The following is a 26,334-nucleotide window of genomic DNA, read 5'->3' as shown; positions in this document are numbered from 1 at the left end:
TAAATTTAATGGTTTTTCCACTTACTTTCTCCTCTGTAAAAAACTATTAACTCGTGCCATAAATCGTATTATTAATGATTTGTAGCGTTGCTACAATGTTCATTGCCAACATACCACCAAAAACATGAATCAGTCCTTTTCCAGTCCCGCCTGGTGGCTGTCCCTGAGATGCGGAACGGGCGATAAGAACCCATCCTCTAACAAAAGCTATTACGCCGATAACTTGAATAATAATTGCTATCGGTCTACCTATAACACTGCCAGTACCAAATACTGCTGATATCGCCTGATTGTTACTATCTACAGGGGCATATTGCAAAATACTGGACGAACCAAAGGACGTTTGCAACAAAATAGCCAAACCTGTCGGAAAATAAATTAACATGCCGGCAACTAACAAATACATTAAAGGTTCTTTAATACTGGTACTGCTAGACATCATGGTTCGAGCCTCACCATATGCTTTTAAACTATATATTGCTTTAAATGCAAATGCCAGACCTAGTAAATAAGCTGCACCGGTAACCAATCGTTCTACCGGGATTAAATTATTTGCAATATTATTCAATATATCGGCTTGATTATTTAGCCAATTGATAACAGAACTACCAGTATTATTTCCAGTAGACATAGAAATTGCCTCAACTATCTTGCTGACTAAACCTTATCACCCTACCAGAACTTGTGAGCACTCTTCCTTGCCTGGAATCAATCAGCTTAATTACACCATAACCTGCTACTTGCGTTCCTTCTCTAACGGTAATTGTAGACCCATTTTGCGCAATTAACCACGCTCTCCCCGGTATTATAGCTTGAATAAAATAAGAAGGTGGTGGAGGCGCTTTTATCACAACTTTGCGAACAGGTTTTGGCTTAGTCCGTATTGTTAAAACAGAGATCTCTTTTGATTGTTCTTCCACTCGCGTCACAATAACAGTGAGGGTCTGGTTTAGTTGTGCTATTTTTGTAGCCAGGGCATTAAGGTTTGTATTTATAGTTGCCAGTTGACTGTTCAACGAATCCATTTCAGAACGAAGATTCTGCTGATTAACTTCGAGTGCTGATAACCGTTGAGTAATTTCAGTAGTATCAACTGTAGGAGTTGGCTGAGTCACTGGCGGAGTTGTTTCTACAGGCGGGGGAAGTTCAGAAGGAGTAACGGTTTGAACCTGTGGCTGCTGCGGCGCTAGGGTTGCAGGCTGGGATGTAGATGTAGTCGCCAATGACGGTACGGTGTCAGCGGATTGAGGCTTTTTAGTAAAAAGAGGACCTAAAAACTTATAAGCTAACATGGCAATAATGATAACAATGACAGCAACCAATGCATTGCGCCTGATATTAGTATTAGACTCTTTTTTTACGGCATCACTTGAGGTGGTTTCTTCATTTGTATCAGGACTGATTACATCTAAATCAGAAAATTGATACTCATCACTGTATTCATTCTTATCGTCGTCGTCTACCATGTCTTACCTACTCATCAAGTTAAAGTGAGGTTACATCTTGAGTAAATAATATACCCAAGCCAGTACCTGAATAAACTTCTACCGTTGTTGGCGTGCTAAATTGCTGCTGTGCCACTTGTCCCCAACTTTTTCCAACAGTTGCCAAACCAATGATGGCATTTTCTAAAGCAGAACGACCAATACCGTTCTGTACGGTGATGTTATCGCCACCACCAGTACCACCAATAGTTACCGTGGTATTGGCTGATTGAAATGCATTACCAAATCCTTCAATAAAAGAAGAAGCGAACAATGATCCATAACGTAAAAGATAATGGTGGTTAACCTTGCTGGAAATTGCTGTTCGAGCCGTGTTGGGATCAATAGCATAAGCACTAATCGAGGTAGTTCTTGGAGCACCTGGTACAGACATGGTGTTAAAACTAATAACCATTTTATCTGCATTACTTGGCAGATTAAAACTACCTATTAATTTAGCCCCCTTAAATCTTCCAGAAACAATCGTGGCTAGAATTGGTCCAGGTTGATCACTGTTTACGGATGTATCCAATACAGCAAACATAACATCACCGGTTTTAATGATGGCTCTTTGACTGGTAGAACCAGGACCACCCCCTGGACTTATCGTCTGAGTTTGGTCAGCGACTTGCCCAGATACACCAGCAGTGGTTTGAGCAGCTGCAGCTTTTGCAGCTTCCGGCTCTGAAGTAGCATTATAGGATTGCACTGATACTTTCTGCCATGCTTGTAAAGATTGGTTTGCAGTACCCAACATCTGTGACATTCGTTGTTGGATTTTTTGCTGGAAACGTTGATCTGCAAGTTGCTGACTTTGTCTATTTAAAATAGCTTGCAGTTGTTGAGCGTTAGCTGCCTCGGCTGCAGCCGTTGGTTGTGTCCCTGGACCCGCAATACTGGGTATTCCTCCAGGAACACCAGGAACGGCAGAAGGAGCCCCTTCCTGAGTCACAGCAGCCAACCCTGCAACTTCAGAACCAGGAAAACCCGCTGCCTGTAATTCTGCGTCACTAAACCCTGCGCTTTTTAATTCATCAGCAGTAAACCCAGCATCTTTTAAATCTTTGGCCGTATATCCTGCATTCTTAAGATCAGTTGCACTAAAACCTGCATCCTTTAAATCTTTAGCACTGAAACCAGCTGCTTTTAGCTGGCTTGCAGAAAAACCAGCATTCTTAAGATCAGCTGCGCTAAAACCTGCATCTTTTAGTTCACCTGCAGAGAAACCAGCATTTTTTAGATCAGCTGCGCTAAAGCCTGCTGCCCGTAACTCTCTGGCAGAAAAACCTGCATTTTTTAAGTCTGCAGCACTGAATCCGGCATTTTTTAATTCAGCGGCTGTAAAGCCTGCGGCCCTTAATTCAGCAGCAGTATACCCTGCCGCTTTCATCGCAGCGGCACTGCATCCCAGAGTTTGCCTAATAGTAGCAGCTGACACACCCGCAGCTCTTGCTGCCCGCAATGATGCAACGCTGCAATCCGCGTTTCTTCCAGCAGCAATTGCTGCAGCAGTACCCACACCCGCTTGACGTAATTGCTCGGGCGTAAAACCTGCCGATAGGAGCTCTGCGGGAGTAAATCCTGCAGCGGATAACGCCTTGGCACCATACCCGGCATTTTTTAATGCTTCTGCACTACATCCATTCAACTCACGAATTCTTCTTGCAGAAACACCTTGATTAAACAAATACCTTAATTTCGCCGGGTCACAACCCGCAGCACGGATTGTAGCGTCAGAAAGACCTGTTGCTGCTTGGATTTGATCCGGTGTGAATCCAGCTGCTAAAAGTTGTTGTGGAGTAAATCCTGCATCCGCCAGTGATTTGGCATCAAACCCAGCTGCTTTTAATGCATCAAGACTACAACCATTTAAATCTCGAATTCGTTTCGCAGAGACACCTTGTACGAGGAGAGCCCTTAACTTATTTGGATCGCAACCTGCAGCGCGAATGGCAGCGTCATCAACGGGACTGGCAGCTGCAATTTCAGCGGGAGTAAATCCGGCATTAGCTAGATCGGCATCAGAAAAGCCAGCGTCCTTTAAAGCTTGGGCACTATAGCCGGCAGCTCTAAGTGCGGAGGCACTACAACCATTCAGTTCACGTATTCGTTTAGCTGAAACACCTTTTGATAAAAGAATTTTTAATTTATCGGGATCACAACCTGCAGCACGAATTGCATCATCACCCACTGGGCCTGCAGCAGCAATCTGGGCAGGGGTAAAACCGGCATTCGCCAAATCAGCATCCGTGAATCCAGCCGCTTTTAATGCCTCAGCACTGCAGCCTGCATATTGTCTGATAAGCTTGGCACTTACTCCTGCAAGACGTTCCTTTTTTAACGTTTCAATATCGCAACCTGCACTTTTAATATCAGCAGGGGTAATACCAGGAGGCAATTCCGCTTCGGCGGCAGCAATCTCTCCGGGAGTATAGCCAGCATTACTTAATTCATCAGGAGTAAAACCCGCATTAAGCAGATCTCTAGCACTGAACCCTGCTTGTCTTAATTGTGCGGCTGTAAACCCTGCATTTTTTAAATCAGCTGCGCTAAAGCCAGCATTCCTTAATTCAGCAGCAGTATAGCCGGCAGCCTTTAATTGAGCCGCACTACAACCACTAATTCGCCGAATCGCTGCAGCAGTTACTCCTGCAGCACGTAAACGTCTTAAAGCATCTACCTGGCAACCTGCGTTACGTACATCGGCAGCTGTTATACCATCAGGCAAACCACTTGCCTTAGCGATTTCATTATCAGAAAAGCCCGCTCCCTTTAACTCACCATCGGTAAAACCACCATCTTTCATTTGTTGGGCAGTAAACCCTGCATCTCTTAATTCGCAAGCATTAAAACCACAAAGTCGCAATCTTCCGGCATCAAATCCAGCATCTTTCAATTGGCGGGCGTTGAACCCTGCTGCTCGCAATTCTTTACATGAGCAAACCTGTTCCAAATCGGTAATCTGATAACCGACGTCTTTTAACTGCGTACAACTACAGCCAGCCTTTAAATCAGTAATTGTTGCACCCTGATTTACAACATTGGTGACAGCCGCTTTACTACAATTACTATTCTGGAGTGATTGAATCCATAAACTACGTTGAGGCCCAGCTTCATCCTCACGAGCAAGTGTTGCAAATCCCACACCCCCTTCTCCTTGCTGTGGACCTACAGCTTGGACACCCTCTCCAAGGGCTTGAGAACGAATAATAGTTGGAATAGCACTGCCTCCCGTTTTCATCGCCTGTTGAGCCTGGGAGACATTTTGTTCCTGTTGCAATTTTGCATATTGTACAGTGGGATCGATGGCGCCGGGTATGGACTGAATACCAGGGACAGTGGCTACAGTAGAGGTACCTCCATTGATATCCCCAGTCCCCCTTAATCGTATAACACCCACGGCAACAGCAATAATGAGCAAGAGTACAGTGAAAATAATAATTACCCGAGTCCGGGTATTGGTAAACAGTGCTTTTAGATTTTCTTTTTTTCCTGCCATTTATTATAACCCTTCTACCTTAAGTTGCATGACTTTTCCGTGCCAGGAAACAAGTAATACAGGAGATTTTTGCATTTCATAAGCATGCATGCCATCCGCGCTAGTCATACTGGCTATCCAACCGGGAGACAGGATGGTGAGGTTGGTTCTGACATACATTCTTTCATTCAAAAGCCAAGCTCGAGCATCGCCGCCACTTACAGTCAAACGCTGACTGCCTGGAGGAGGTACACCATCTAATACATGTAACAAGAGGTCATTAGCACTCGGAGGAATGCCTTCTTCCATAGGCATGGCTTTCGCATTCGGACCAATACCTTGTACCCGCAAATCCACTCGGTAGTCAACAGCCTTTTGGCCTGGAATTAAAGTCAGCATAACTGGTGTATTAAGGCCACGCAACCTTACAGCAAGGTTACCATAAGTATATAATTTTAATGATTGAATCATTAAGGTATTCCCTGTTTTATCCCATTGGATATTAAAAGACGCAGGATCACCAAGATCATAAGCACTAATGGGCCAAGGAGAACCAGTCGAGTCTAAAAAAACAAGTGAAGAGACAAATCCTTGGGATAAGCGAATGACAGGAGGGGTTGAACCAGGTGATAAATTCACAAATTGTGATGTTGCGGTGGGTTTTGGTGGTGTACCTGCAGTCGCAGCCTGGGCATATTCAGAAGCATTATATATTTGTTTTAATCTAACAATCTGCTCTGGCGTTAGAGGAAATAATTGACGAGTTACCCCTTCAAAAGCCTGAGTATCAATGAGTTCGTTATCCGCTGCCATAGAGGCCGGACTCGTATTAGCCTGTGCCTGTTGTTGGGGTGGAGGTGGAGGTGCTGGTTGATTAGGAGGCCTCTGCCCTGTGGCCGCAGGGGCAGCTGTAGGGGTAGCAGCGGTACCCGCTGGCTGTTGCGCTTGATTCGGTTGGGCTATGGGTGACACAGCACTACTGGTTTGTGAAAGTTTCTGCTGCAATAGCCGAAGCTGCTGTAATGCCTGTTGAGCAGAATCTGATTGCTCAGCCCCATAACTTAAATGTGTGGAACCAAGAATTAGGACGGTAGCTATACCGATACACCGAATCGTTTTTTTATTTTTCATTGAGTTATTCCACCACTAGCCGGCCCTACAACAAACTGTGATATACCAATACCACGTGGAGAGTTCAATGTTGACACGCGTGTTATCAACATAGTTACCACATTGTTTTGCTGAGAAAATTCGCTAGCACTTTGGTAAGTTACCAAAATTGGCATCTGTACTCGCCAAGAATACCTTCCATTCAATATTCCCTTTTGTAATATGATTGGAGCACGGGTAGCAACTGCTGAAACAATCAATTTCTTTGCTTTTACCGCATCCAAGTTATTCGATTCTTGCAAAGCATTTAAAAACTGAGTCCAACCTTCTGACGTAAAAAAGCCTGATGAAGCTTGAAGCTCCTCCCTATAATTTACAAAATTGTAAGTAAATGCTGCAATAGCCGCCTGGTTTGCCCATTGTAAAACGGCAGAATCCGATTGGTTCGGCTCATTTAAAGGAAATAAGGGGGTTATTCGTCCATTAATACTGGTTGCAAAGTATTTAGGCGCAGGAGGATGGGTTAATAAATAAAACGCAAGTGAGCCTAAAATACAGTTTACGAGAATAGAAATTAAAAGAGCTACCATTATCTTGCGTTGGCCATCACGGTAAAATGTATTTCTCATCGCAACAGTTGTTAAAGCATCTTCAGCCATAGTTACCTCGGTTATTGCGGTATGACCCTCGTTTCATCTTCATTAACGGGATCAGGTTCAAGTAAGGGCGTACTCGAATCATTCGGTGTATCACGTGAAGTTAGCTGCACAGGCGGCGTAATCCCACTGGTTGCATAAAAATCAGGTTCCGGCTGATTAAAATGAATATAATAAATTAAAACACTCAATAAAATATTTATAATCAGCGATACAATAACAAATGTTCCACCCTTCCGATAGGTACGAATATAAAATGCTTTAGAACGTTTTATCGTATCCCACGTTTCTCGACCCACTCTACCCTCACCTATATAATTGCATCTCGGAAAGTAATTTCAATACGCGAGTTGGGTGACTGATCGCCCCCTTGAGTGTAAGCCATGATAGGTTTATCACTTCCCGCGCCTATTGTAAAAATAAAACGGCTATCAACGCCCTGTGACCATAAATAATCCGCTACCGCTCTGGAGCGGGCTAACGTCAAGGCGTGCTCACGTTTCGCAGAAACGTATTTACTGCTGTAACTGGTAACAGTAATGGCTACTTTCCGAAACTGTTTTAAAAAACTGGCGACATTATTTAATAAACCGTAAGACGGCCAGGTTAACCGTGGCGATTGATCCGCAAATAACGCGGCTGAAGGTATACTAATTAAATATTCAGAGCCAATAGTTATTACTTTAACCCCACATTTCGCTAACCGTTTTTGCATAAGTATTACTTCTTTATCAGAAGCACCAGCTACTTTTCTGGGCAACTTAGGCCCATCCATTACCAAAACACCGCCCCTATGACAGCCAAATAATAGTAGAGATACGAGCAAAGTGGCATGCCATGTTGCAAACCCCCTGAAGCCAACATGCAATTGTCTCACCTTATACCCTCTCACTTATTAGATTTCTCATTTCATCAAATAAAAACATACAAATCATTGCGTTACAAGCCATTGTTGCAAATTAAGTAATGAAGTGCCTAAGAAAAAAGCATTCTGTGTTTGTACGTGGAGCCAATCTGGAATTTTAGAGCTCTTCTGAAGCTTTGGCGTTTGCTTTTTCACGTTCACTAACTATCTTCTCAGAAAGCATATTCACTAATTGTGACAAATCTGAAGCGCTAACATCATCTCGCTCCTGAGGAGGATAAGTAGTAGCCATTTGAAAGTCCTTAATTAACTCATTTGCCACAGTACCCGCATATTTATCCTTCGCACCACTAATACGTTCGATGATAGAAAGATAATTTCTCGTTTCATTAATTGCTAATAAGGACTTTGAAAATTGCTCCACGTCCTTCACTAGAAGAGGCTGGGCATTCGCTGCACGACGAAGCTTACTGAAAATAGTTAATATTCCTTCTTCCTCTTCTTCAACAATTTCTTCAATTGGAGCAGGTTCATTCTGACCATGAAAGGCCAATAATGCAGCTACACCTCGTTCAATAGGTTCAGTAACAGTAGACTCTCTTAGTGCTTTGGTAATTAAAGTGATTTCTTCTGTTTCTACTTCTTTATTAATACTTAAATCACCACTCTCAAGTATCTTTTGAAAACCAGAAAGTTGCTTTTGTAATTTTACTAAGTATTCATCAGGTGGCGGCTCTACCTTCAAGAATTGATTAAGTTTCAATTGTTTTACCGGCTTGGGATTGGCATAAAACATCCGAGCCCGAACAATTTTTGATTTAAAGAAAATATGGGCCTCACCTTCGGTTTGCTCTTTCAGATCTAATAAATCAATACGAGCCCGTTTCTCGAAAGAAGAACTTTTAGTGTCCAGATAGCTGTTAGCCATACTGGTTTCTTTTGTTTGAAAGGAATCAACTTTTGTAACGTAGGCTTCACCCGCTGTTTTAGTAAAGAAATCCCAAGTTTCAGTAGGATCCTCAAGCTTCATACAAATTTTAATGTTGGTGTTTGCACCAATAGATGCGGCCTCTTCCTTGGAGGCTTTCTGGAACGCTGGTAAATCTTGTCCGGCAAAAATTGCAGAGAATCCTAACGAACGAGCCTGGGCTGGTACGACAGCAAAACCTTGCACGGCGTAATACCCATATTCATCTAGAATGCACATATACGGTGTGGGGGAATTAGTGGGTTTTCTTTCAATCACATCTCGATAATCCCCTTCGACTTGATCTCCCAAACCTGCAGCCATCATCGCTTTTAATGAAGAGACAATTACCTTGCCTAAGTTGGATAATTCATCGGGTGATTTTTCCAAAGCAGGTAACAGTACTACAAGAATACGACGATTAAGTACGACGTCTTTAAAATCTACCTCTGCCAAGTTAGTACGAATAATATGTCCATAGGTATCCGCCAATGAAGAAAACACACGAACCAACTGCATGGTAATAAAACCATGTTGCTCCAGTACTTGAGAGACTTGCTTTCCCTTTTTCTCTTTATTGTAACCTGGTAGGTTAAAGACATAGTTGCGTAACGGGTCCGTAATTAATTTGGGAACCGATTCAATATTAATGCTTTCCTGCTCATCACGTGGAAAAACTTTATCAATAACGATAGATTCCAACCTTCCTAAATCAAAATAGTTACGAATAGTATTTGCATCAAGTAAGATTGCACCTTCGTCACGCATATAGACGAGCAGTTTCATTAACGCTTCCACGAAACTGATAGCCCGGCCTTTCCACATATCACCGTCTGAGGATTGACCTGAAGAGCCCATTAAACTAACGACGAGCTGCGTTAACATACTTGAAGAGCCTTGACAAAAGGGGTTAAGAGTATTGGATAAGCGTCTTTCCTGGGGGCCTACAATATCGCGAGCACCAGTCATAAAATTAATCAACAATAAATCATCTTCCCGCCCCATGCTGCGGACCATGGAGAATACTTTTGCATAGAGTGAATTATCGCCTTTCCCATCAACATAAATAAATCCACTTGCCTGCACCAAAGCATTATAAGCCAGGGAAACTAAGGTTTCTGTTTTACCACTACCGGTGGAGCCAAAGATAAGGGCGTGGGTTCTTAAATCATCGTTTGCAAACCAGAGTTCTTCTTTTGTCTTTCTATCATTCCCAAAAAACGCAATCCCCCTCGCTATATTCGGAGTTCCGATACCCGGTTTTAGGTCATTGTAATCTTTAACCCTTGCAATTTTGGGTAATCGAAACGGAAGTTTTTGTTTACGAGAAAATGCATACAGAAAAAAGCCAGCCCCCAGAAAGAGCATAAGACTGGACACTTGTGATAAATAATAAGCCGTAGCCGCCAAGGACACCAAAACGATGGACACATTAGTGGGATCGGAGAAAAAATCAGCGATACGCTGACCAAGCGTACGCGTATCTCTCAACAGCTGGGTGGGATCTATTTCATGACGTGAATCAATACCTCGCATCATGGTTCTAACTCCTGCAACTCTTTTGGTGTTAATTTCACTTCTTTCACTGCAACTTCCAGCGCCTTAATGGCTTCATCTATCATTGGTACAAGCGAGCGACGGCTCATCACTTTTTCAGCACGCCAATGTGCAAATGGGCCAGCTACTTCTGCAAAAGGGGTTTGCCGTCCTACACAATTAAGCATATACCATAATCGACGATCGATAGGCTTTAACCATAAAAACTCTGAAGTCGGGACTACACCATCTTCGCGGGCAGCCTCCAACAACGAGGCCATTACAGTCAGCAGATAAGCATGTTTTGCTACTATCTCCTGAACAATTTCAGTATTCTGATACTTCTTTAATATAGGCTTTGCTACAGAAAAATCAATTTTGCCTGTGGCATAAGATTTATCGAGTGCTTCTAAAATACTACTGGCAGAATTTCTATCTCTATTCATACGGGCAAGGAACACTGCTGCCAGAGCCGAGGCTTGTGGGGGGCAACGTTCAAAGCCGTCCCAATAAGGTCCCAATTGCAGCGTAAATACGCGTTTGGCATCACCTTTACGTACGCCAGCAGTCATTTCCTGCCCAGGGTCAGGATTATCTAAAAGTGCATCATCTTTTTTAAGTAATTTATATTTGCGGGCAAATTCCATCGGAGTAAGAGCCATTGCCCAGGGCCCTTTGTTAATATCAGCGCTTACTAAATCTTCTTTAACAACAGGCATAATTGCCTTCCAGTTATGCTGCTCCTGTGCACGTAACGTTTTCATATTGTGTGCTCTGCGAAACTTAAGTGTGATATTTGATTTATAGAGAAAAACTCCCAGGACAATAAGGATGACTACCACTGGATAACGAATATAATCACCAACGCTTTTAGTTAAATCAACAAACTGTTCCCAGCCTACAGTCGCAGGATCAATGGTTTGCATTAAATACACGTCATTTTCCAGCTGCGCATTACTAATAAAAAAACTTATTAATTTTGCTTGCAAAATATTTAAGTGGAATACAAAAGAAACAATGTATTGATGCCCCATTTTCCAGACAAGAAAAAGGGTTAAAAACACCAGTACCATAATCCATACTGGCGCCATTGAATTGTCACCGCCGCCTTGTTGCTGTGGTTGTTGAGCCATCCGCTTTATCAGAATAAAAAATAGTAATTACAAGAAAGTATATACTCTCTTTGGCGATGGCGCGACCACTCTAGTTTATTCTGGGGAGAAATTTTTTACCAAGCGCCCTTTTATATAACGATAAACCCCAGATAGATGAACAAAGCGAACAATATTATCGAGATTTAAGGAACGGTCTTTCAAGGTTAGCAAAGGTCGTCCAAAACGATCGGCTGGTGCTTTATCTGCAGACATTTGCAGGATATCACTTTGATTAACATGGGCAACGACATAAGCTTCATTAATCTTATTTTGCTTGGATTTTATAAGGTTTTTAACATCCTGCTCATTCGTATAAACTGGCCTGGATATTATTTGCCGTGGCAAATTGGCAAGAATACGTTCCCATGCCTGCACGTTATTGCCTTCTGTTGTATAAAGACTTATAAAAATTTCCTGCTGACCGGACTGTAACAACATGGCTTCTTTTTGGGTAGAAGCATTACTTTTGGGGGCCTCTGTTGTACTGCCAATTTGATTCGCAAAATTTTGCCGGATTTCACGTAAATTCTTACCAATAACCCGTAAAAAATTAGACTCATCCCAAGGACCCTTTTGAATGGTTTCATCCAATGCCTCTAAGATAGCTTGAGCTTGTTCTGGTGTTAATTCGTCTTTCATGAAAAAATATATAGTGCCAATCTGCACGAGTAATTTAAACAATATGAACAGTATAACAGCATTCAGTAAAAACGCTGCATACTATTAGTATATGTTATTTGTATTAGGTTATTAGCCCATACCTGGGGTTGAAGGCATTGAGGGAGTTTCGTCTTTTTCTTTAGATTGAGTGTTTAAATCCTCTTCTTTTAACTTAGCGGCCGCAGTAGAATCAACCACCTGGAGTATTCGACTCTGGAGTCTTTGCAGAAATGCTTTTGCAGAATTATTATTTTCATCTTTTTTAATAGAAGTCACAGTATTCAAGGGTCCTTCGGCTTTTTTATGCAGATCAGAAATAAGTTTCTGCACATCGGCTTTAATTTTCTCGTTTTCATTTTTAACGGAAAATTTACCCATCAAACTATAGCTGTGTAATGCCTTAAAGACTTTGTTTTTGTTATCATCAGGTGCTGGCATTTCATTTACTCCTACTGCTTACTTAAGTTTAGAGTAGCATTTGTATCCTTAAGAAAAACTTAACTCATTCTAAACTTTCGCTTTTTTTACAATTAAAATTTTTTTATAAACCATCAGTCATACATTAATTCATCTAAAGGGGTATAATCCCTGCTCGGACCTCCTTGAATTAACTCATTTAAAACATCCGTCATACAAAGCAGGCGTAATGCATTCGGCGTTACTTCATCAAAAACAACCCTTATCCCCAATAAGGCATTCTCAGCCTCATCAAAGGTAACGCCTAACCCATAGCCAAGACAAAGCGAACATAATTGGTCTGCTCTGCGGGCAATCGCTGGTAGTAAACCTGTTTCAGAAAAAACTTCTTCAAAACTCACAAAGCGATCATTCAAATAAAATTTGGCGTTCATACTACTAGCAATCAAGGCCATACTTTTTTTTATATCCGTTTCCATTAGTGGCGCCACCAAGGTTGTGAACTTTTAATGGATCCTGCCAGAAACTGTCTCAGCCACCGTAAAAAAACCGGCACTGTGAAACCATAATGCTCAATAATGCCAAAAATAAGGGCAGAAATAAGAACCAAAATACCCGTCCAGATTCGAATATGCATTAAAAAAAGAAAAATAGGAAATGCTGCTCTTGCATCGACCATAAAAAAACGAGTACTTCTTGCTGAGTCACGCCAATGGGCTGTTTCAGCAAAACCACCAGCCATATAATCCTCTTACCACTTGACTTCTATATTAACAGTATATCGTTCGGCAGTGAGAATTCAAGCAATAAAGATAGTCTATAGAGCACTAGTGGTAACATATTAATTTATCAATACTCTTATCTTTAGCGAACTGCTTCCTTAATCTTAACTTCCATTTCAGGGGTCACTTCAGTGCTGCGTGCAGGGAGTTCGTTTGTACCTCGTTTCCCACGGAGTTCGATATCTTCAATGAGTAGCTCCATCACCGCTATTTCCCGCACTTGAGCCTCAATGATTTGATCTGCAAGTTTACGGACGCGTGGATCGCTAATGCTGGCCTTACGAGCATTATTGATAGCAATTGAATGATGGGGAATCATTGACTTCATAAAGTTGATGTCTTCAATCAAAATCTGACTTCTATTCACAAACAGTAGGATAACGCCACCTATCACGGCCAGAATAAGGATTCCAATTTTTGTCCCCACTCCTTTATACATCGACCACATGAAGCCCAGCATTACTATAGTCATAACACACCCCATCACTAATGAGGCAATCAGGCGATTAACACTAAACACTGCATGGTCAAACGAGTAGATGAGTTGATACATAAGGAAGAACATAATAAAGGTTGAAGTAGCGATCATTGCCGCGAATCGCCCCCAGCTCATACCTTCCCTTTGCTTGATATGATTCATTTATGATTCCCTTCATATTGTAATAATTGCAATGATAACTTTATCTTGGGAAAACTGATAGGTTTAGCAGGGGGTAGCGGTTTAGCTTATTAGGAATATGGTGTGTTACTAAGCTGGTCTTTTTTAATTAAACATTCTTGTACCAGTTTTTGCATTGAAGATTCTTTTGCAGACGCCTTGGCGTTACTTGTTGAAATAACCGGGGCAGCTTCTGTAGCGGATTTATCGGACGAGGTCTTTTCCATTCGAACCAACATGTATTTTGTGCTATTTGCCATCACAACCTCCGTGATAATTCATAACTACATCATATCAAGTGAAGATTAAGGCTTTATTAAGTCATTTAAATTTTTTTAGCAAAATGGCTTAAGATTAACAGAATGACAAAAAATATAACCTTTCTTATTAAGTTGCCTGAATTTGCCCGGAAGCACAAGTAAAATATGTAAAATACCTGCAAGACAAATAAGGCATATCATCTTTTGATGCAAAACCTTACAATAACTTAACATTTACAGTGGTTTATTTGAGTTATTATTAATGCATAAAATTTAATCTAAAAAAATGCATACCATGCGTAAATATAACTCAGAAGAAGCTCTGCTATTTGCGTGGCGACAAAAACTTGCGACGATTAAAACAAATAGAGAGTCATTAAAAACTGAATTACTTAATATCCTTGATGCTGAAAAAAGTACATACCTTCGATTGTCGCGTTTTTCCGACAAAAGAAGGGAATTATTAAGTGAGGAACACCAGCAAGGTTGGAGTTGGACTGCCAACTTTAATTGGTTATGGAACTTCCTGTCTTTTATATCGTTTGGACGGTTTACAATTAATCCACAACCGGGCTCAAGATTACGCGATGCATTATTAACCCCCCCAGAAATTAATACTGAGTTAATCACCGCAGATGCTAGTTCAACTGAAGCACTTCAGTTAGATGACTTGCAATTTGAAACGGCCCTTTTCTCTGAACCTCAAAAAGCCTTTCAAGATTTTCACAACCGCTCTAGACAACTAACAAATGCAGCAAGCCCCACAGAAAAAGGACGTGTAATTGAACGATTGGAAGCCTTGAAATTAAGGCTGTCACCCCACGATTATCACCACGCTTTAACGCAATTATTTGAACAGGCTCCCCAGGAATGCCTCACTTACTATTATGCGCTTTATCGTAAAGAAAACTCATTCGACGTCCTTACTGAGCATGATTTCATCGAATGTTACCTGATGGCTGAAACATTCGTGAGATTGTATATTTCACCCGAAAAAGAAATTCCCTCGAACATTGAGTCTCACCCTTTTATTTTTGCTGCGCAGGAATTAGTTCTTATTTTAAGTGTTTTAAATGGCAACACCAAAATTGATCCCATAGAAAAAATGCTCTCTGAACCCTCTTTTACTGCAGCAAGAGAAGGCGTTTACCTGGAGGTTAAAGAGCAAATTTTAACAGCGCTCGAACAACATATTTCCCCTGAGCGATTTAACTATGATTCTTACCAAACACAGTCAAAAGTAATGGAAGACTTATATCAACACATTAAACCTAAACCACACCCGTTGCTTATGCAGGTTACCCGATTAATCGTCGAAGTATTTATCCGCACTCATTATAATGTGATTGAAGAAAAACGAAGGGAATGGTTGCCTGGGCATTTCAATTACCTGACCTTAAAATTTTTCGCTGAAAAAATTTTAGGAACGTTACCCGCTAAATTTGAGATCGATTCGATTGAGGATAATAACGCGCTGTTAGCCCCATATAACTATTCTTCTGGTATCCATCCAACCTATCGGGCTGCTGAAAAGCATGCGGTTGCTATTCTTGTCTCTGGAAGTTTTTTCACAGGGAATAGTCTTAACACTGCAAGAAAACTATGTTGTGAACATCAGTTATCGCCACAGGAAAAGGATTGGATTTTGTACCGGGTTCACTCGGCGTATCCGCATCTCATACCACAATTAGAACCCCTTTTAAAAAGATTACAAATTTTTTCCTCTCAGTATTTATCTACCTGGGAGAAAGCTTCTTTTTCTGGCCATTCCCCTGAAGCCCTCATAGGGACGATTGAAAATGGGATTAAAGAAAGTCAAAAAGCCCCAGATATTGATAATGAAAACAAAGTTAACACTCAAGTTTTACCTGTCTTTTATTATTTGATTAATCATTGCCAGTTAAATACAAAGCAATTAGATGTCATCTATAATAAATTTTTACCTTACTTCAAAGCACATTGTATTACCGGTGAACTTTTCCAACACTGGCAGCAGCAAATTAAAAAACACCACAACGAATTATTACGTTTCAATGCCAAAGGCGCCCTTTTTGAGTCATCCGAGTTGGACTTGTTATTAACAGAAAATCCAGAAATTGCCTCTGTCCTTAACAAGGATAAAAACCCATTTAATCGTATCAGCACCTTGTGCTCCAAGGTAAATTTAGCGTGTAAAGGAGAGCACATTGATTTTGCAGCTGCCCAACTTTATGCACGTCTGGCAGTGAGTAATTTTTCGTCTCTATTGACTGATACGACTAAAACCCTTACAAAAAAAGAAGCTGTAACAGCAGCAATAGAACTTTTAAAAGACGATCTAAAGCCTTATGTATCCAAAGAACAGTATGTTTTATGGTATGAAAAACTTATAGATTTAGCCACCTCTCGTCCATCAAACAACGAAATCGCGTTCTTCCGTACAGCTGAAGATTCAAAGCAGTCTTCTGATATACCCTCTGAGGTAAAATCACAAAACCATGAATTATAAACGTATCCTACACTATCTTTGCTCACCAATGGATTCTCGCTTACTTACGAAACTTGCTCAAATGGGCAGTCTGTAATAAAGTGGTGGCCATGCGGTATAGACACAATTACGAATGAGAGTATTCTGCACAGTATTGGCATTGCTAGGATTTATTGCTAGTGCTTATTTTTTCCAGCAGAATGCACCGATAATCCTGCAAAGCATCAAAAACCTGGGCTGGCTTGCCCCTGTTTTGTTTTTGCTGCTGTATTGTTTTGCCACTCTATTATTGTTACCAACCATGGTGCTGACGCTTGCTGGTGGGGCATTATTTGGTCCTTTGTTTGGTACATTATTAAATCTTTTAGGCGCTACATTAGGCGCTGCATGTGCTTTTTATATTAGCCGGCATTGGGCAAACAATTGGTTTGCCAGGAAAAAAAATACCCGCGTTAGCAAACTAATTGCCGGTGTTGAAAAAAATGGTTGGCAATTCGTTGCCCTACTGCGTTTAGTACCTGTCATTCCTTTCAATCTGGTGAATTATGGCTTAGGACTTACTCAGATTAAATTCAGCCATTATGTGATGACGACCTTTATTTTTCTAATGCCAGCTGAAATTGTTTATACTTATTGTGGTTATGCTGGAATGGAAGTTTTAACCCAACACATACCTTTTTATAAAAATTCCAGTATTTTTATTTTAATTATTTTGGGGTTATTATTTTGCGGTGTAAAAATTATTAGATATTATCAGCAACAGCGCATTAAAAACTGTAGTCTCTTACCAAAAGATCTCCTAGTAACACCATCAAAGGATGATTAGTTGTAAAAGGAACATGATCTAACATTGAAACAGCACGTATCCCCTGTAAAACATTGCAGGTAAACATTGCGTCAGCTTTCATAAGCGTTTTTTTATCAAGCGCCTCTTCAAAACAAGCAATGGCATTTGCTTTACATATTGCCAATAACCGCTGGCGGATTATTCCGGCTAAAATGCCACTCTTCAACTCCGGAGTAAATACTTTGTCATTTTTAATAATAAAAAAATTGGCTACAGAAGTTTCAGTAGCCTGCTGCTTCTCATTAAAAAACAAAACATCTTCTCCCCCAGCCTCTTCGGCTTGCCGGCGTGCAATAATAGCCTCAAGATAGTTAATTGATTTGATTTGATAAAATGGGTTATTACTGGCGCGAACCCATGGGGCACTAATTAATTTAAGAGCCTCAATTTTTTTTGTATAATGAAAAGGATCGAAAATTAGACGGGATTCCGTGGCTTTTTCCGTTAATCCTCTGGGAGCACTTCCCCCACTAAGAATTACTTTAATGCCACCGTGCTGCATTGATACTGCTTGAATGCAGCGCAATAACGTTGCCAACCAAAGCTCATAAGAGACGTCAAAAGGAATACCCAACAATGCTGCAGCCTGTTGAAGGCGCTGCCAATGAAGGTTAGCATAACAAGGTTTGCCGTGAACAATACGAAGTGTTTCAAAAAGCCCCTCTCCCAAGAACACACGGTCATCCATTGGGAAAGGAGCATTCTTCCCATTTTTATTCAGAAAGATGAGCGTAGACATTAACTAATAATCAACAAAATCATCAAGTTCATCACGCAAACGTTTTTCTTCCAGCATATTTTCAAGACGTCGACGCGCATCGAGTGTTGAGTCTACAAGTGTATCGGTATTAATTAGTTCCTCTTCAGGATTTATGAAGGGATCAACTTCATCATCTAAATCATCATCAAACATGTCACTCATGTCATTCTCTCAAAGCTTACTCGCTATCCGCTTAGTAGTGGATATAGCTACCAAGCACCAGTAAATTCGACAGCTATATACCTTATTTTTTTAATCATGCATAGAGTTTTATAAAAAATTTTTTCTTCATTAAGTTTAAGACTTGGAATAGTATAGGCATTCTGCGTGGTAAATTTTAAAAGAGATAGTTAATATGGCCGACCGCTTTAAACTTGCCCTAAGAAACAGTTGTCGACAAATTCGCGAAACGCTGCCTACCTCTTACCAGCAAACCGCCTCCAACCAGGTTTGCTCCCGGATTCGCTCGATGAAATATTATCGTTACGCTAAACGTATTGCGCTTTATAAACCCGTAGGCGGCGAAATTAGTCTGAAGACTCTATGGGACTCCGCTCCATTACAAGGGAAGTTCTGTTATTATCCTGTACTCAATAATGATAAAACCCTTTCATTTTTACCAGCAACCCCAGCAACCACTTTTGTTAACAACAAATATGGCATCCCAGAACCGGACGTCGATAGGAAAACCGCTATTCCAGTACAAGAACTGGATATTATTTTTATGCCTTTAGTGGCTTTTGATGAAAAAGGAACACGTTTAGGGATGGGGGCCGGTTACTATGATCGTACCTTGGCCAATGAAAACCCTCCTCTGCTTATTGGTGTGGCTTATGAGTTTCAACATCAACTTCATATTGAAGCTCAGCCCTGGGATGTTCCTTTGACAGCAATAGTTACACCACGTGCAATTTATTGGAGTAAACCATGACCCGTTATTGGTTAATGAAATCAGAGCCTGATTGTTTTAGCATTGATGATTTACGTAATGCGCCTAATCAGACAACACATTGGGATGGGGTACGTAACTATCAGGCCCGTAACTTTATTCATAATGAGATGAAGATAGGGGATCAAGTATTTTTCTATCATTCTAATTGTAATCCGCCAGGGATTATCGGGACTGCCGAGGTAATGAGTAATGCCTATCCCGACCATACAGCATTTGATCCTGAAAGTGAGCATCCTGATCCTAAAAGCACACCCGATAAGCCACGTTGGTACATGGTGGATATACGCTTTAAAGAAAAATTCAAACATCTCATTTCTTTAGATACCCTAAGACAATATCCGGAGCTTGAAAAAATGCTTCTTTTGCGCAAAGGCAATCGCTTGTCTGTTTTACCGGTAAGCAAGGAAGAGTGGGATTTTATTATTAAGTTTTTAAAGCCTTGAAAATGAACAATTCTTCACTTGCAAGGGACCGCGCTTTAAAATATTGCTCTAAAGCGCATCGTTGCCTACTTCGCCGGTGCGAATGCGCACAACCTGCTGTAACTCATAAACAAAAATTTTTCCATCACCAATTTTTCCCGTATAAGCTGCTTTACAGATAGCATCAATGGCTGCTTCAACCATGTCATCAGGTAGAGCAAGTTCAATTTTAATCTTCGGTAAAAAATCAACGACATACTCAGCCCCCCTATAAAGCTCTGTATGTCCTTTCTGTCGGCCAAAGCCACGGATCTCGGAAATCGTAACCCCAGGGACGCCAATTTCCATTAAAGCCTCGTGCACGTCATCAAGTTTAAACGGTTTCACAATCGCTGTGAGCATTTTCATAGAATCCCTCATAACAACGCATCAATAATACATGACTAACAGCCGCAAGTTTTGCTAGACTGTAGCCCACCAAAAAACCTGGATCTTCTACACATCTCTGAAAACGCTGTCCAGCCCTACTTTCCGACGTCCCGCGACTTGTCCGCTGGATCCAGAAAGGCTGGCTAACACACTGAACCCCAGGGACAAGCTGTGGGTGTAGGCAGAGATGTGATCAAGAGACAGAAAAAAACACGCAGGAGATATGCATGTTTGATTCAAAAAACCTTGACGATTTAGCAAAAAGCCTATTTGCCAGTTTACCAACCAGTTTACAAAATTTTGAAAAAGATATTCAACAAAAATTCAAAGAAGTATTACAAACTGCCTTTGCACGTTTAGACTTAGTGACTAGAGAAGAGTTTGACGTTCAAACCAAGGTATTAGCAAGAACACGTGAAAAACTTGATGATTTACAACGGCAACTTGAAACACTTCAATCAAAAAACAAAGTAGATAAATAGCAATTTCTTCTCGCCATTCTTGGCAAGAACACGATAGAATACATAGCGATTAGCAAAGTCCAGCTTTTAAAATCAGGAAGATAATCATGAATCTCGCTATTAGCAAAACGCGTAGTACCTTGGGTATACATGCGCAATCTGTTTCTGTCGAAGTCCATTTATCCAATGGCTTACCCAGTTTTACTATTGTAGGGCTTGCCGAAACTGCTGTTAAGGAAAGCAAAGACCGAGTACGTAGTGCCATTATTAACAGTCAATTTGAGTTTCCCTGTCGCAAAATTACTGTCAATCTTGCACCTGCCGATTTACCTAAATCAGGAAGTGGCTTTGATTTACCCATTGCCCTGGGTATTCTTGCTGCCTCAGGCCAATTACCTGCTGACAAGCTGGCTTCACATGAATTTATCAGCGAGCTTGCTTTAAGTGGCCATTTACGCGGAATATCAGCTATCATTCCTGCTGTCCTGGCGGTGCGTCGGGATAATCAAAAATTAATTATTGCTGCCGCTAATGCTGAGGAAGCCTCACTAGCCGGTTATGATGGTGTGTTTAGCGCCTACAACTTGCGCGAAGTATCCAGCTATCTATGCCAAAATATACCGCTTAAATCTTTACCTAGGCGTCCTGAAGTTAGTTTTGTCGATGATAAGCTGGATTGGTCTGATGTAAAAGGCCAGTACCACGCTAAACGAGCCATGGAAATTGCGGCTTGTGGAGGACACAGTATTTTATTAAGCGGACCACCCGGAAGTGGTAAGACAATGTTAGCCAAACGTTTCGCTACCCTTCTTCCTGAACTTAGCGAAACTCAGGCTCTTGAATGTGCTGCTATTAACTCCATCCGCGGACGACTACCCAATTTTAATAATTGGCGCTCCCCCCCTTTTCGCTCGCCACACCATACCGCATCTCAAGTTGCACTGGTAGGTGGTGGCAACCCACCAAAGCCAGGAGAAATTTCATTAGCACATAATGGTGTGTTGTTTCTTGATGAATTGCCCGAATTCCATAAACAAGTACTGGAAACCTTACGAGAACCCTTGGAATCTGGTAATATTTGGATTTCACGCGCAGCTTCTCAAATCGAATTCCCAGCACAATTTCAACTTGTTGCCGCGATGAATCCCTGCCCTTGTGGCCAATGGGGAAATCCTCAAGCGAATTGCCTTTGTAGCCCTGATCGCATTACCCGTTATTTAGGAAAATTATCAGCTCCTTTACTTGACAGGATTGATATGCAAATCACGTTACAAGCATTGACACAAGAGGAATTAATTAAACCAAACCCGACAGTTTCAAGAGAAAGTGCACGAATCAGACAAACTGTTGAACAAGTGAGAGCACGTCAACTAAGCCGACAAAATTGTGTTAATGCCCAACTTAGCGCTAGGGAGTGTGAAGAATTTTGTAAACTGGGCAAAGCAGAACAACATTTTTTAAGTGAGGTAATGAACCGTCTCAAACTATCGGCACGTGCCTATCATCGTCTTTTAAAAGTAGCCAGAACTATAGCTGATATCAATAATTTCGAGACGGTGAATTTAAGTGCTTTGCAACAAGCTTTATCATTTAGACAAAATTTGCAGTTACCTAAATAAACAGGGGAAAGACTAGGTCTATTTTGGTAATTGCCCATAGTCCGACACACACAGCAGACACTTTCTGAATCTTCTATACATCTCTGCCTACACCCCGCGGACACGCTGCGGGGTGTAGGCAGAGATGTGATTAAGAGACAGAGACACTTAGGAGTTTTAAATGGGATGTCAGTAAGCCCTCATTAAATTTTGGTCAGCGCTTCCAAAATAGCCATACGCATAAAGACCCCATTAGTCACTTGTTGCAGAATAAATGATTGAGTGCCATCTGCAACATCACTATCAATTTCAACCCCTCGATTTATAGGGCCAGGATGCATGACCATCGCATCAGCTTTTGCATATCGAAGTGTCTTGTCAGTAAGTGCAAAATTTTGACGATAGGACTGCAAATCCAGATGCTCATCTTCCTGAAGTCGTTCATGTTGAACTCGCAAACAGATAACCACATCAGCACCGTCCAAACCTTTAGGTAGGGAATTCGTTACATAACCAAAATGAACACGCTGCGGTTGCCAAATTTCAGGAGCCACCAAAGCCAGCTCTTTAACACCTAGGCTTGAACAAAGACATTGCAATGAATTTGCTACGCGCGAATGACGTATATCGCCAACGACTGCAATTTTAAGCGCGCTGAAATTGGGTTTTTGTTCACAAATAGTCATAAAATCCAATAGAGCCTGGCTTGGGTGAGCATGCTGACCGTCACCAGCATTGATAATTTTCACTTTGTCTTTAAATCGATCGGCTAAGATTTGCGGCAAGCCATTTTGTCTATGACGGATTACAAATAAATTAATTCCCATAGCAGACAGTGTACTAATAGTATCTTCAATCGTTTCACCTTTCGCCTCGGAAGATGTTTGTAAGTTTAAATCAATCACTGTCATTGCCAGTCTCTTGGCCGCCAATTCAAAACTTACTCGAGTACGCGTGCTGTTTTCATAAAATAGAGTAGCTACAGTATGATGGGAGTAATTAGGATAGCGTTGACTGTTTTTAAAAAAAAGCGCTCGCTCTAATAGTATATTGATTTCCTGACGGGTTAATTGGCTGATTTCTAGAAAATTTTTCATGTCTTATTCGGGAATTGTAGCCACTGCTGAAGAATAATACAGGCAGCAAAGCTATCGACTTTGGATTGCTTAATTTTACGGTATCCCCCTTCTGCAAACAACTGTGAACGTGCTTCCACAGTAGAAAGGCGTTCATCGACTAAATGAACAGGTAGTACGAATCGCTTCTCCAATTCGTTTGCAAAAACACGAGCAGCTGCAGTTGTATATTGCTCACTATCATCAATACAAGTAGGCAGACCTACAATTAAAGCGTCTGGCCGCCATTCGGAAATAATTTTTTGTATCTCATCCCAATTAGGAATACCTTGTTTTGCATCGAGTGTAGTCAGTGGTCTGGCAGTTAAAGTAATTCGTTGTCCAACGGCAACACCAATCCGTTTATAGCCAAAGTCAAACCCTAAATAAACACCTTCAGGCATTAAAACACCTCTATAAAAAATGATTATGCATGACCTACGATGGAAGTTAATTGGTTCATTTTAACGCCAATAAGGGAGCCTGCGTATTCCCACCGTTCAGAAAAAGGCACTTCATACATTAGTTCAGGCGTAAAAGGGCACACTAGCCATGTGTTGTTGAGAACTTCCTCTTCTAATTGATTCTCACCCCAGCCAGAATAGCCCAAAGTCACTAACGCATCTTTAGGGCCTTTATCCTCAGCGATAGCACGGATAATATCATTAGAGGTAGTAACGGTCACGTCGTCCCTTAAAGACAAACTTGAGCGCCATCCACCAATAGGACGGTGAATGACAAAACCTCGCTCAGGCTGTATGGGTCCGCCAAAAAGTAAGGGTTTTTGATTACTTTCAACTTTAGAAGGTTCAATCTGCATTTGTTCAAAAACCAAGCTAAGAGGGTATTGCATCGGGCGATTAATTATTAAACCTACCGTACCTTGAACATGATGTTCGCAAATGTAAATAACTGCATGATCAAAATTGGGATCCGTTAACGACGGCATCGCAATCAATAGGTGGTTCGCCAATGAAGAAGTTATTTTCATGGCACACCCCCTGAATTGCGATTTGATTTATTATAAGTATACACTAAATAAAATGCATTCACTGGGTTAAAGACGAGCCTAAATTTTTGCTATTTTACAAATATGTACTAAAAATTAAGACAATACTCTCCAAAAAAATTTTTCTATAGACTATCTCTGCAATACCACTTAGAGTTAGAAGGAATAAATTTTAAATTGTAGAGGTTTATTCTAGATTTAGTAGAAGGAAGTATTAACGTGGAAAGTCTTCAACTCTCTAAAAAAGATATTTTTTTCCTGCGCGCACTGGAATTAAATGAATTAATTTTGCTTCTGCTTGTTATCGGCCTTATTGCTGTGCTGGTTACTGTCTATTTCTGGGACAGACGCCAGAAGCGTCATGCCATTTTGCGCAATTATCCGGTTTTGGGTCATTTTCGTTACTTCCTTGAGTTTTTAGGTGAATTCTTCCGTCAATACATTTTTGCTAACGACAGGGAGGAAATGCCATTTAACAGGGCTGAACGCTCCTGGGTTTACCGTGCGGCAAAAAATGTGGATACAACCATTGGTTTCGGTTCCACCAGACCCTTACATGATATTGGAACTGTTTATTTTGTGAGTGCGCCGTTTCCTCCCCTCGCCACAGACAAAGCAACCATTCGTCCAGTAACCATTGGCCCTTACTGTAAATACCCCTATACCTCCAGTCATATTTTTAATATTTCAGCGATGAGTTATGGTGCTATCTCCAAGCCAGCCATCCAAGCTCTGGCACGGGGGGCTAAAAAAGCCGGCTGTTGGTTAAACACAGGGGAAGGCGGTGTTTCTCCTTATCATCTGGAGTCAGGCTGTGATGTTGTTGCCCAGATAGGGACGGCGAAATATGGATTTAGGGATAAAGAAGGAAATCTCTCCGATAAACGCTTGCGTGAACTGGCTGCAATAGATTGTATTAAGATGTTTGAAATTAAACTAAGCCAAGGTGCCAAACCTGGGAAAGGAGGAATTCTTCCTGCGGTCAAGGTAACGGAAGAAGTTGCCGAAATCAGGGGAATTCTACCTCATGTGGATTCCATTAGCCCTAATCGCCATATTGATATTAGTAATGTGGATGAATTATTGGATAATATCGAACATATTCGAGAAATCACAGGCAAACCTGTTGGTTGCAAATTTGTACTAGGCAGTTACGAATGGGTGCATGATTTATGTAAGGCTATTCATAAAAAAGGCATTAAATTCGCCCCCGATTTTATTACGCTTGATAGTGCAGATGGCGGCACGGGCGCATCACCACAAGGTTTGATGGATTACATGGGCATTCCTATTCAAGAATCCCTCCCAAGGTTGGTTGATATCCTTGTCCTTTATAATTTGCGTGAGCGAATTAAAGTCATAGCCAGCGGTAAACTGATTACTCCTTCTGGAGTTACCTGGGCTCTTTGTGCTGGAGCAGATTTTGTAAACTCAGCGCGTGGCTTTATGTTGGCTTTGGGTTGTATTCAAGCAATGCAATGTCACAAAAACACCTGTCCAACAGGAGTCACTACCCATAATGCACGCTTACAGCGTGGGCTTGTAGTGGAGGATAAAGCAGAGCGTGTATACCATTATGCAAACAATATGGCGCATGAAGTTGCAATTCTTTGCCATTCTTGTGGTGTCGAAGAACCACGACAACTCAAACGAAAACACGCCCGTATCGTTAGGGAAGATGGCTTTTCCGTTTCACTTGAAGAAATATTTCCAAACCAAAAACCCTTACCGGAGTATGAAAATATTCGCTAGCTGCTCTTTCAATGTTTGAATTAATTTCTCGGCATGTTCAGGACGGTAGGTTGATAAAGGGACATCAGGTTGCCAAATACTATGGGGCCAGCATTTATCATCGCGATAACGCGCTACAATATGGATATGAAGCTGCGGTACTATATTTCCTAAAGCACCCATGTTTAATTTATCGGGTTTAAAGAAATCGTCCATTACTTTTGACAAAGCGGTAATTTCATTCATTAATTGAGCCCGATTGTTTGTAGATAATTGATATATTTCCTGGATATTGGGTTCCTGGGGGATCAAAATTACCCAGGGGAAATCGGCATTATCCTTTAAATAAATAGACGACAATGGCCAGTTACCGAGCCGGAATGAACCAACACGAATTCTATTGTCAACCTCAAAATTCATATATCCTCTTCTGTTCCAGATGAATGCAAAGCTCAGGAAAGCATAATAGCTGCTCTTTAAAGTAATTGCATGGGCAGCCAGTGTTTTTCATCATTC

Annotated in this window: 29 protein-coding genes; 7 read left to right on the top strand and 22 right to left on the bottom strand. The window is 41.2% G+C overall.

Going from position 1 to position 26,334, the window contains the following annotated elements:
* Positions 1-46: 46 nt before the first annotated feature.
* From Ljam_RS00635 to Ljam_RS15015, 15 genes are all read right to left on the bottom strand, one after another.
* A complete protein-coding gene (locus Ljam_RS00635) occupies positions 47-631 on the bottom strand; it encodes a hypothetical protein (RefSeq protein ID WP_058448208.1) in 585 nt (194 codons plus the stop codon).
* Positions 632-641: 10 nt separating this feature from the next.
* Positions 642-1,466, bottom strand: a complete 825-nt coding sequence (gene icmG / locus Ljam_RS00630) for a type IVB secretion system protein IcmG/DotF (protein ID WP_058448207.1) — start codon at positions 1,464-1,466, stop codon at positions 642-644.
* A gap of 19 nt (positions 1,467-1,485) precedes the next feature.
* Positions 1,486-4,983: a type IVB secretion system protein DotG/IcmE gene (gene dotG, locus Ljam_RS00625; RefSeq protein ID WP_058448206.1), complete on the bottom strand. Its 3,498-nt coding sequence runs from the start codon at positions 4,981-4,983 to the stop codon at positions 1,486-1,488.
* Between the two features lie 3 nt (positions 4,984-4,986).
* Entirely contained in the window at positions 4,987-6,093 is a 1,107-nt protein-coding gene (locus tag Ljam_RS00620) for a DotH/IcmK family type IV secretion protein (protein WP_082651542.1), read from the bottom strand.
* The gene (locus Ljam_RS00615) at positions 6,090-6,731 is read right to left on the bottom strand and encodes a type IVB secretion system apparatus protein IcmL/DotI (protein ID WP_058448205.1); all 642 of its coding nucleotides are present in this window, start codon (positions 6,729-6,731) and stop codon (positions 6,090-6,092) included. Before Ljam_RS00615 ends, Ljam_RS00620 begins: the two co-directional genes overlap by 4 nt.
* Before the next feature lie 11 nt (positions 6,732-6,742).
* Complete coding sequence (gene icmM, locus Ljam_RS00610) at positions 6,743-7,027, bottom strand: type IVB secretion system protein IcmM/DotJ (RefSeq protein WP_058448204.1); 285 nt, start codon at positions 7,025-7,027, stop codon at positions 6,743-6,745.
* A gap of 11 nt (positions 7,028-7,038) precedes the next feature.
* A complete protein-coding gene (gene icmN, locus Ljam_RS00605) occupies positions 7,039-7,605 on the bottom strand; it encodes a type IVB secretion system protein IcmN/DotK (RefSeq protein WP_420795595.1) in 567 nt (188 codons plus the stop codon).
* Between the two features lie 145 nt (positions 7,606-7,750).
* Positions 7,751-10,099 (bottom strand): TraM recognition domain-containing protein, encoded by a 2,349-nt coding sequence (locus Ljam_RS00600; protein WP_058448202.1) that lies wholly within the window; start codon positions 10,097-10,099, stop codon positions 7,751-7,753.
* Positions 10,096-11,229 carry a type IVB secretion system coupling complex protein DotM/IcmP gene (gene icmP, locus Ljam_RS00595; RefSeq protein ID WP_058448201.1) on the bottom strand — a complete coding sequence of 378 codons (1,134 nt, stop codon included), beginning with the start codon at positions 11,227-11,229 and terminating at the stop codon, positions 10,096-10,098. The genes Ljam_RS00600 and icmP overlap by 4 nt, the downstream gene beginning before the upstream one ends.
* A 75-nt stretch (positions 11,230-11,304) precedes the next feature.
* Positions 11,305-11,889 (bottom strand): Dot/Icm secretion system protein IcmQ, encoded by a 585-nt coding sequence (icmQ, locus tag Ljam_RS00590; protein ID WP_058448200.1) that lies wholly within the window; start codon positions 11,887-11,889, stop codon positions 11,305-11,307.
* 111 nt (positions 11,890-12,000) lie between these two features.
* Entirely contained in the window at positions 12,001-12,348 is a 348-nt protein-coding gene (locus tag Ljam_RS00585; RefSeq protein ID WP_058448199.1) for a hypothetical protein, read from the bottom strand.
* A 113-nt stretch (positions 12,349-12,461) separates the two neighbouring features.
* Positions 12,462-12,806, bottom strand: a complete 345-nt coding sequence (locus tag Ljam_RS00580) for a type IV secretion IcmS family protein (protein ID WP_058448198.1) — start codon at positions 12,804-12,806, stop codon at positions 12,462-12,464.
* The gene (icmT, locus tag Ljam_RS00575) at positions 12,806-13,069 is read right to left on the bottom strand and encodes an IcmT/TraK family protein (RefSeq protein ID WP_058448197.1); all 264 of its coding nucleotides are present in this window, start codon (positions 13,067-13,069) and stop codon (positions 12,806-12,808) included. The genes Ljam_RS00580 and icmT overlap by 1 nt, the downstream gene beginning before the upstream one ends.
* Positions 13,070-13,191: 122 nt before the next feature.
* The gene (locus Ljam_RS00570) at positions 13,192-13,749 is read right to left on the bottom strand and encodes a DUF305 domain-containing protein (protein ID WP_058448196.1); all 558 of its coding nucleotides are present in this window, start codon (positions 13,747-13,749) and stop codon (positions 13,192-13,194) included.
* An 89-nt stretch (positions 13,750-13,838) separates the two neighbouring features.
* Positions 13,839-14,027, bottom strand: coding sequence for a hypothetical protein (locus Ljam_RS15015; RefSeq protein ID WP_074881699.1), 189 nt, complete (start codon positions 14,025-14,027; stop codon positions 13,839-13,841).
* A 295-nt stretch (positions 14,028-14,322) separates the two neighbouring features.
* Between Ljam_RS15015 and Ljam_RS00560 the strand changes: the two genes are divergently transcribed.
* Positions 14,323-16,515 carry a hypothetical protein gene (locus tag Ljam_RS00560; protein ID WP_131762275.1) on the top strand — a complete coding sequence of 731 codons (2,193 nt, stop codon included), beginning with the start codon at positions 14,323-14,325 and terminating at the stop codon, positions 16,513-16,515.
* Between the two features lie 112 nt (positions 16,516-16,627).
* Positions 16,628-17,320 carry a TVP38/TMEM64 family protein gene (locus Ljam_RS00555; protein ID WP_065235495.1) on the top strand — a complete coding sequence of 231 codons (693 nt, stop codon included), beginning with the start codon at positions 16,628-16,630 and terminating at the stop codon, positions 17,318-17,320.
* Here Ljam_RS00555 and Ljam_RS00550 read toward each other — a convergent pair.
* Together Ljam_RS00550 and Ljam_RS00545 are read right to left on the bottom strand one after the other, a co-directional pair.
* Positions 17,262-18,080 carry an aminotransferase class IV gene (locus Ljam_RS00550; protein ID WP_058448193.1) on the bottom strand — a complete coding sequence of 273 codons (819 nt, stop codon included), beginning with the start codon at positions 18,078-18,080 and terminating at the stop codon, positions 17,262-17,264. The two genes, Ljam_RS00555 and Ljam_RS00550, sit on opposite strands and share 59 nt — an antisense overlap.
* Before the next feature lie 3 nt (positions 18,081-18,083).
* Positions 18,084-18,263, bottom strand: a complete 180-nt coding sequence (locus Ljam_RS00545; protein WP_058448192.1) for a PA3496 family putative envelope integrity protein — start codon at positions 18,261-18,263, stop codon at positions 18,084-18,086.
* 193 nt (positions 18,264-18,456) lie between these two features.
* On the opposite strand from Ljam_RS00545, the gene Ljam_RS00540 reads away from it, so the two are divergent.
* Both Ljam_RS00540 and Ljam_RS00535 read left to right on the top strand, forming a co-directional pair.
* Complete coding sequence (locus Ljam_RS00540) at positions 18,457-19,032, top strand: 5-formyltetrahydrofolate cyclo-ligase (RefSeq protein ID WP_058448191.1); 576 nt, start codon at positions 18,457-18,459, stop codon at positions 19,030-19,032.
* Positions 19,029-19,496: an EVE domain-containing protein gene (locus Ljam_RS00535; protein ID WP_058448190.1), complete on the top strand. Its 468-nt coding sequence runs from the start codon at positions 19,029-19,031 to the stop codon at positions 19,494-19,496. The genes Ljam_RS00540 and Ljam_RS00535 overlap by 4 nt, the downstream gene beginning before the upstream one ends.
* A gap of 48 nt (positions 19,497-19,544) precedes the next feature.
* On the opposite strand, the gene Ljam_RS00530 is transcribed toward Ljam_RS00535, so the two are convergent.
* The gene (locus tag Ljam_RS00530) at positions 19,545-19,883 is read right to left on the bottom strand and encodes a P-II family nitrogen regulator (RefSeq protein ID WP_058448189.1); all 339 of its coding nucleotides are present in this window, start codon (positions 19,881-19,883) and stop codon (positions 19,545-19,547) included.
* A 248-nt stretch (positions 19,884-20,131) separates the two neighbouring features.
* Here Ljam_RS00530 and ubiK point away from each other — a divergent pair, with 248 nt between their 5' ends.
* Positions 20,132-20,386, top strand: coding sequence for a ubiquinone biosynthesis accessory factor UbiK (ubiK, locus tag Ljam_RS00525; RefSeq protein ID WP_058448188.1), 255 nt, complete (start codon positions 20,132-20,134; stop codon positions 20,384-20,386).
* Positions 20,387-20,472: 86 nt separating this feature from the next.
* The gene (locus Ljam_RS00520; protein ID WP_058448187.1) at positions 20,473-21,984 is read left to right on the top strand and encodes a YifB family Mg chelatase-like AAA ATPase; all 1,512 of its coding nucleotides are present in this window, start codon (positions 20,473-20,475) and stop codon (positions 21,982-21,984) included.
* Between the two features lie 182 nt (positions 21,985-22,166).
* Here the strand turns inward: Ljam_RS00520 and Ljam_RS00515 are convergent, their stop codons facing one another.
* The 3 genes from Ljam_RS00515 to Ljam_RS00505 are packed head-to-tail and all read right to left on the bottom strand — an operon-like array spanning position 22,167 to position 24,069.
* On the bottom strand, positions 22,167-23,060 hold the full coding sequence (locus Ljam_RS00515) for an aspartate carbamoyltransferase catalytic subunit (RefSeq protein WP_058448186.1): 894 nt from the start codon (positions 23,058-23,060) through the stop codon (positions 22,167-22,169).
* Positions 23,057-23,482, bottom strand: coding sequence for a Holliday junction resolvase RuvX (gene ruvX / locus Ljam_RS00510; protein ID WP_058448185.1), 426 nt, complete (start codon positions 23,480-23,482; stop codon positions 23,057-23,059). The genes Ljam_RS00515 and ruvX overlap by 4 nt, the downstream gene beginning before the upstream one ends.
* 23 nt (positions 23,483-23,505) lie before the next feature.
* Complete coding sequence (locus tag Ljam_RS00505; protein WP_058448184.1) at positions 23,506-24,069, bottom strand: YqgE/AlgH family protein; 564 nt, start codon at positions 24,067-24,069, stop codon at positions 23,506-23,508.
* A 237-nt stretch (positions 24,070-24,306) separates the two neighbouring features.
* Here Ljam_RS00505 and Ljam_RS00500 point away from each other — a divergent pair, with 237 nt between their 5' ends.
* Positions 24,307-25,839 (top strand): FMN-binding glutamate synthase family protein, encoded by a 1,533-nt coding sequence (locus Ljam_RS00500; protein ID WP_082651541.1) that lies wholly within the window; start codon positions 24,307-24,309, stop codon positions 25,837-25,839.
* On the opposite strand, the gene Ljam_RS00495 is transcribed toward Ljam_RS00500, so the two are convergent.
* Entirely contained in the window at positions 25,813-26,238 is a 426-nt protein-coding gene (locus Ljam_RS00495) for an HIT family protein (protein ID WP_058448183.1), read from the bottom strand. The genes Ljam_RS00500 and Ljam_RS00495 overlap by 27 nt on opposite strands.
* Between the last annotated feature and the right edge of the window lie 96 nt (positions 26,239-26,334).

The organism is Legionella jamestowniensis (assembly GCF_001467745.1).
Taxonomy (GTDB): Bacteria; Pseudomonadota; Gammaproteobacteria; order Legionellales; family Legionellaceae; genus Tatlockia; species Tatlockia jamestowniensis.
This window is presented reverse-complemented; position numbering and strand designations above follow the sequence as displayed.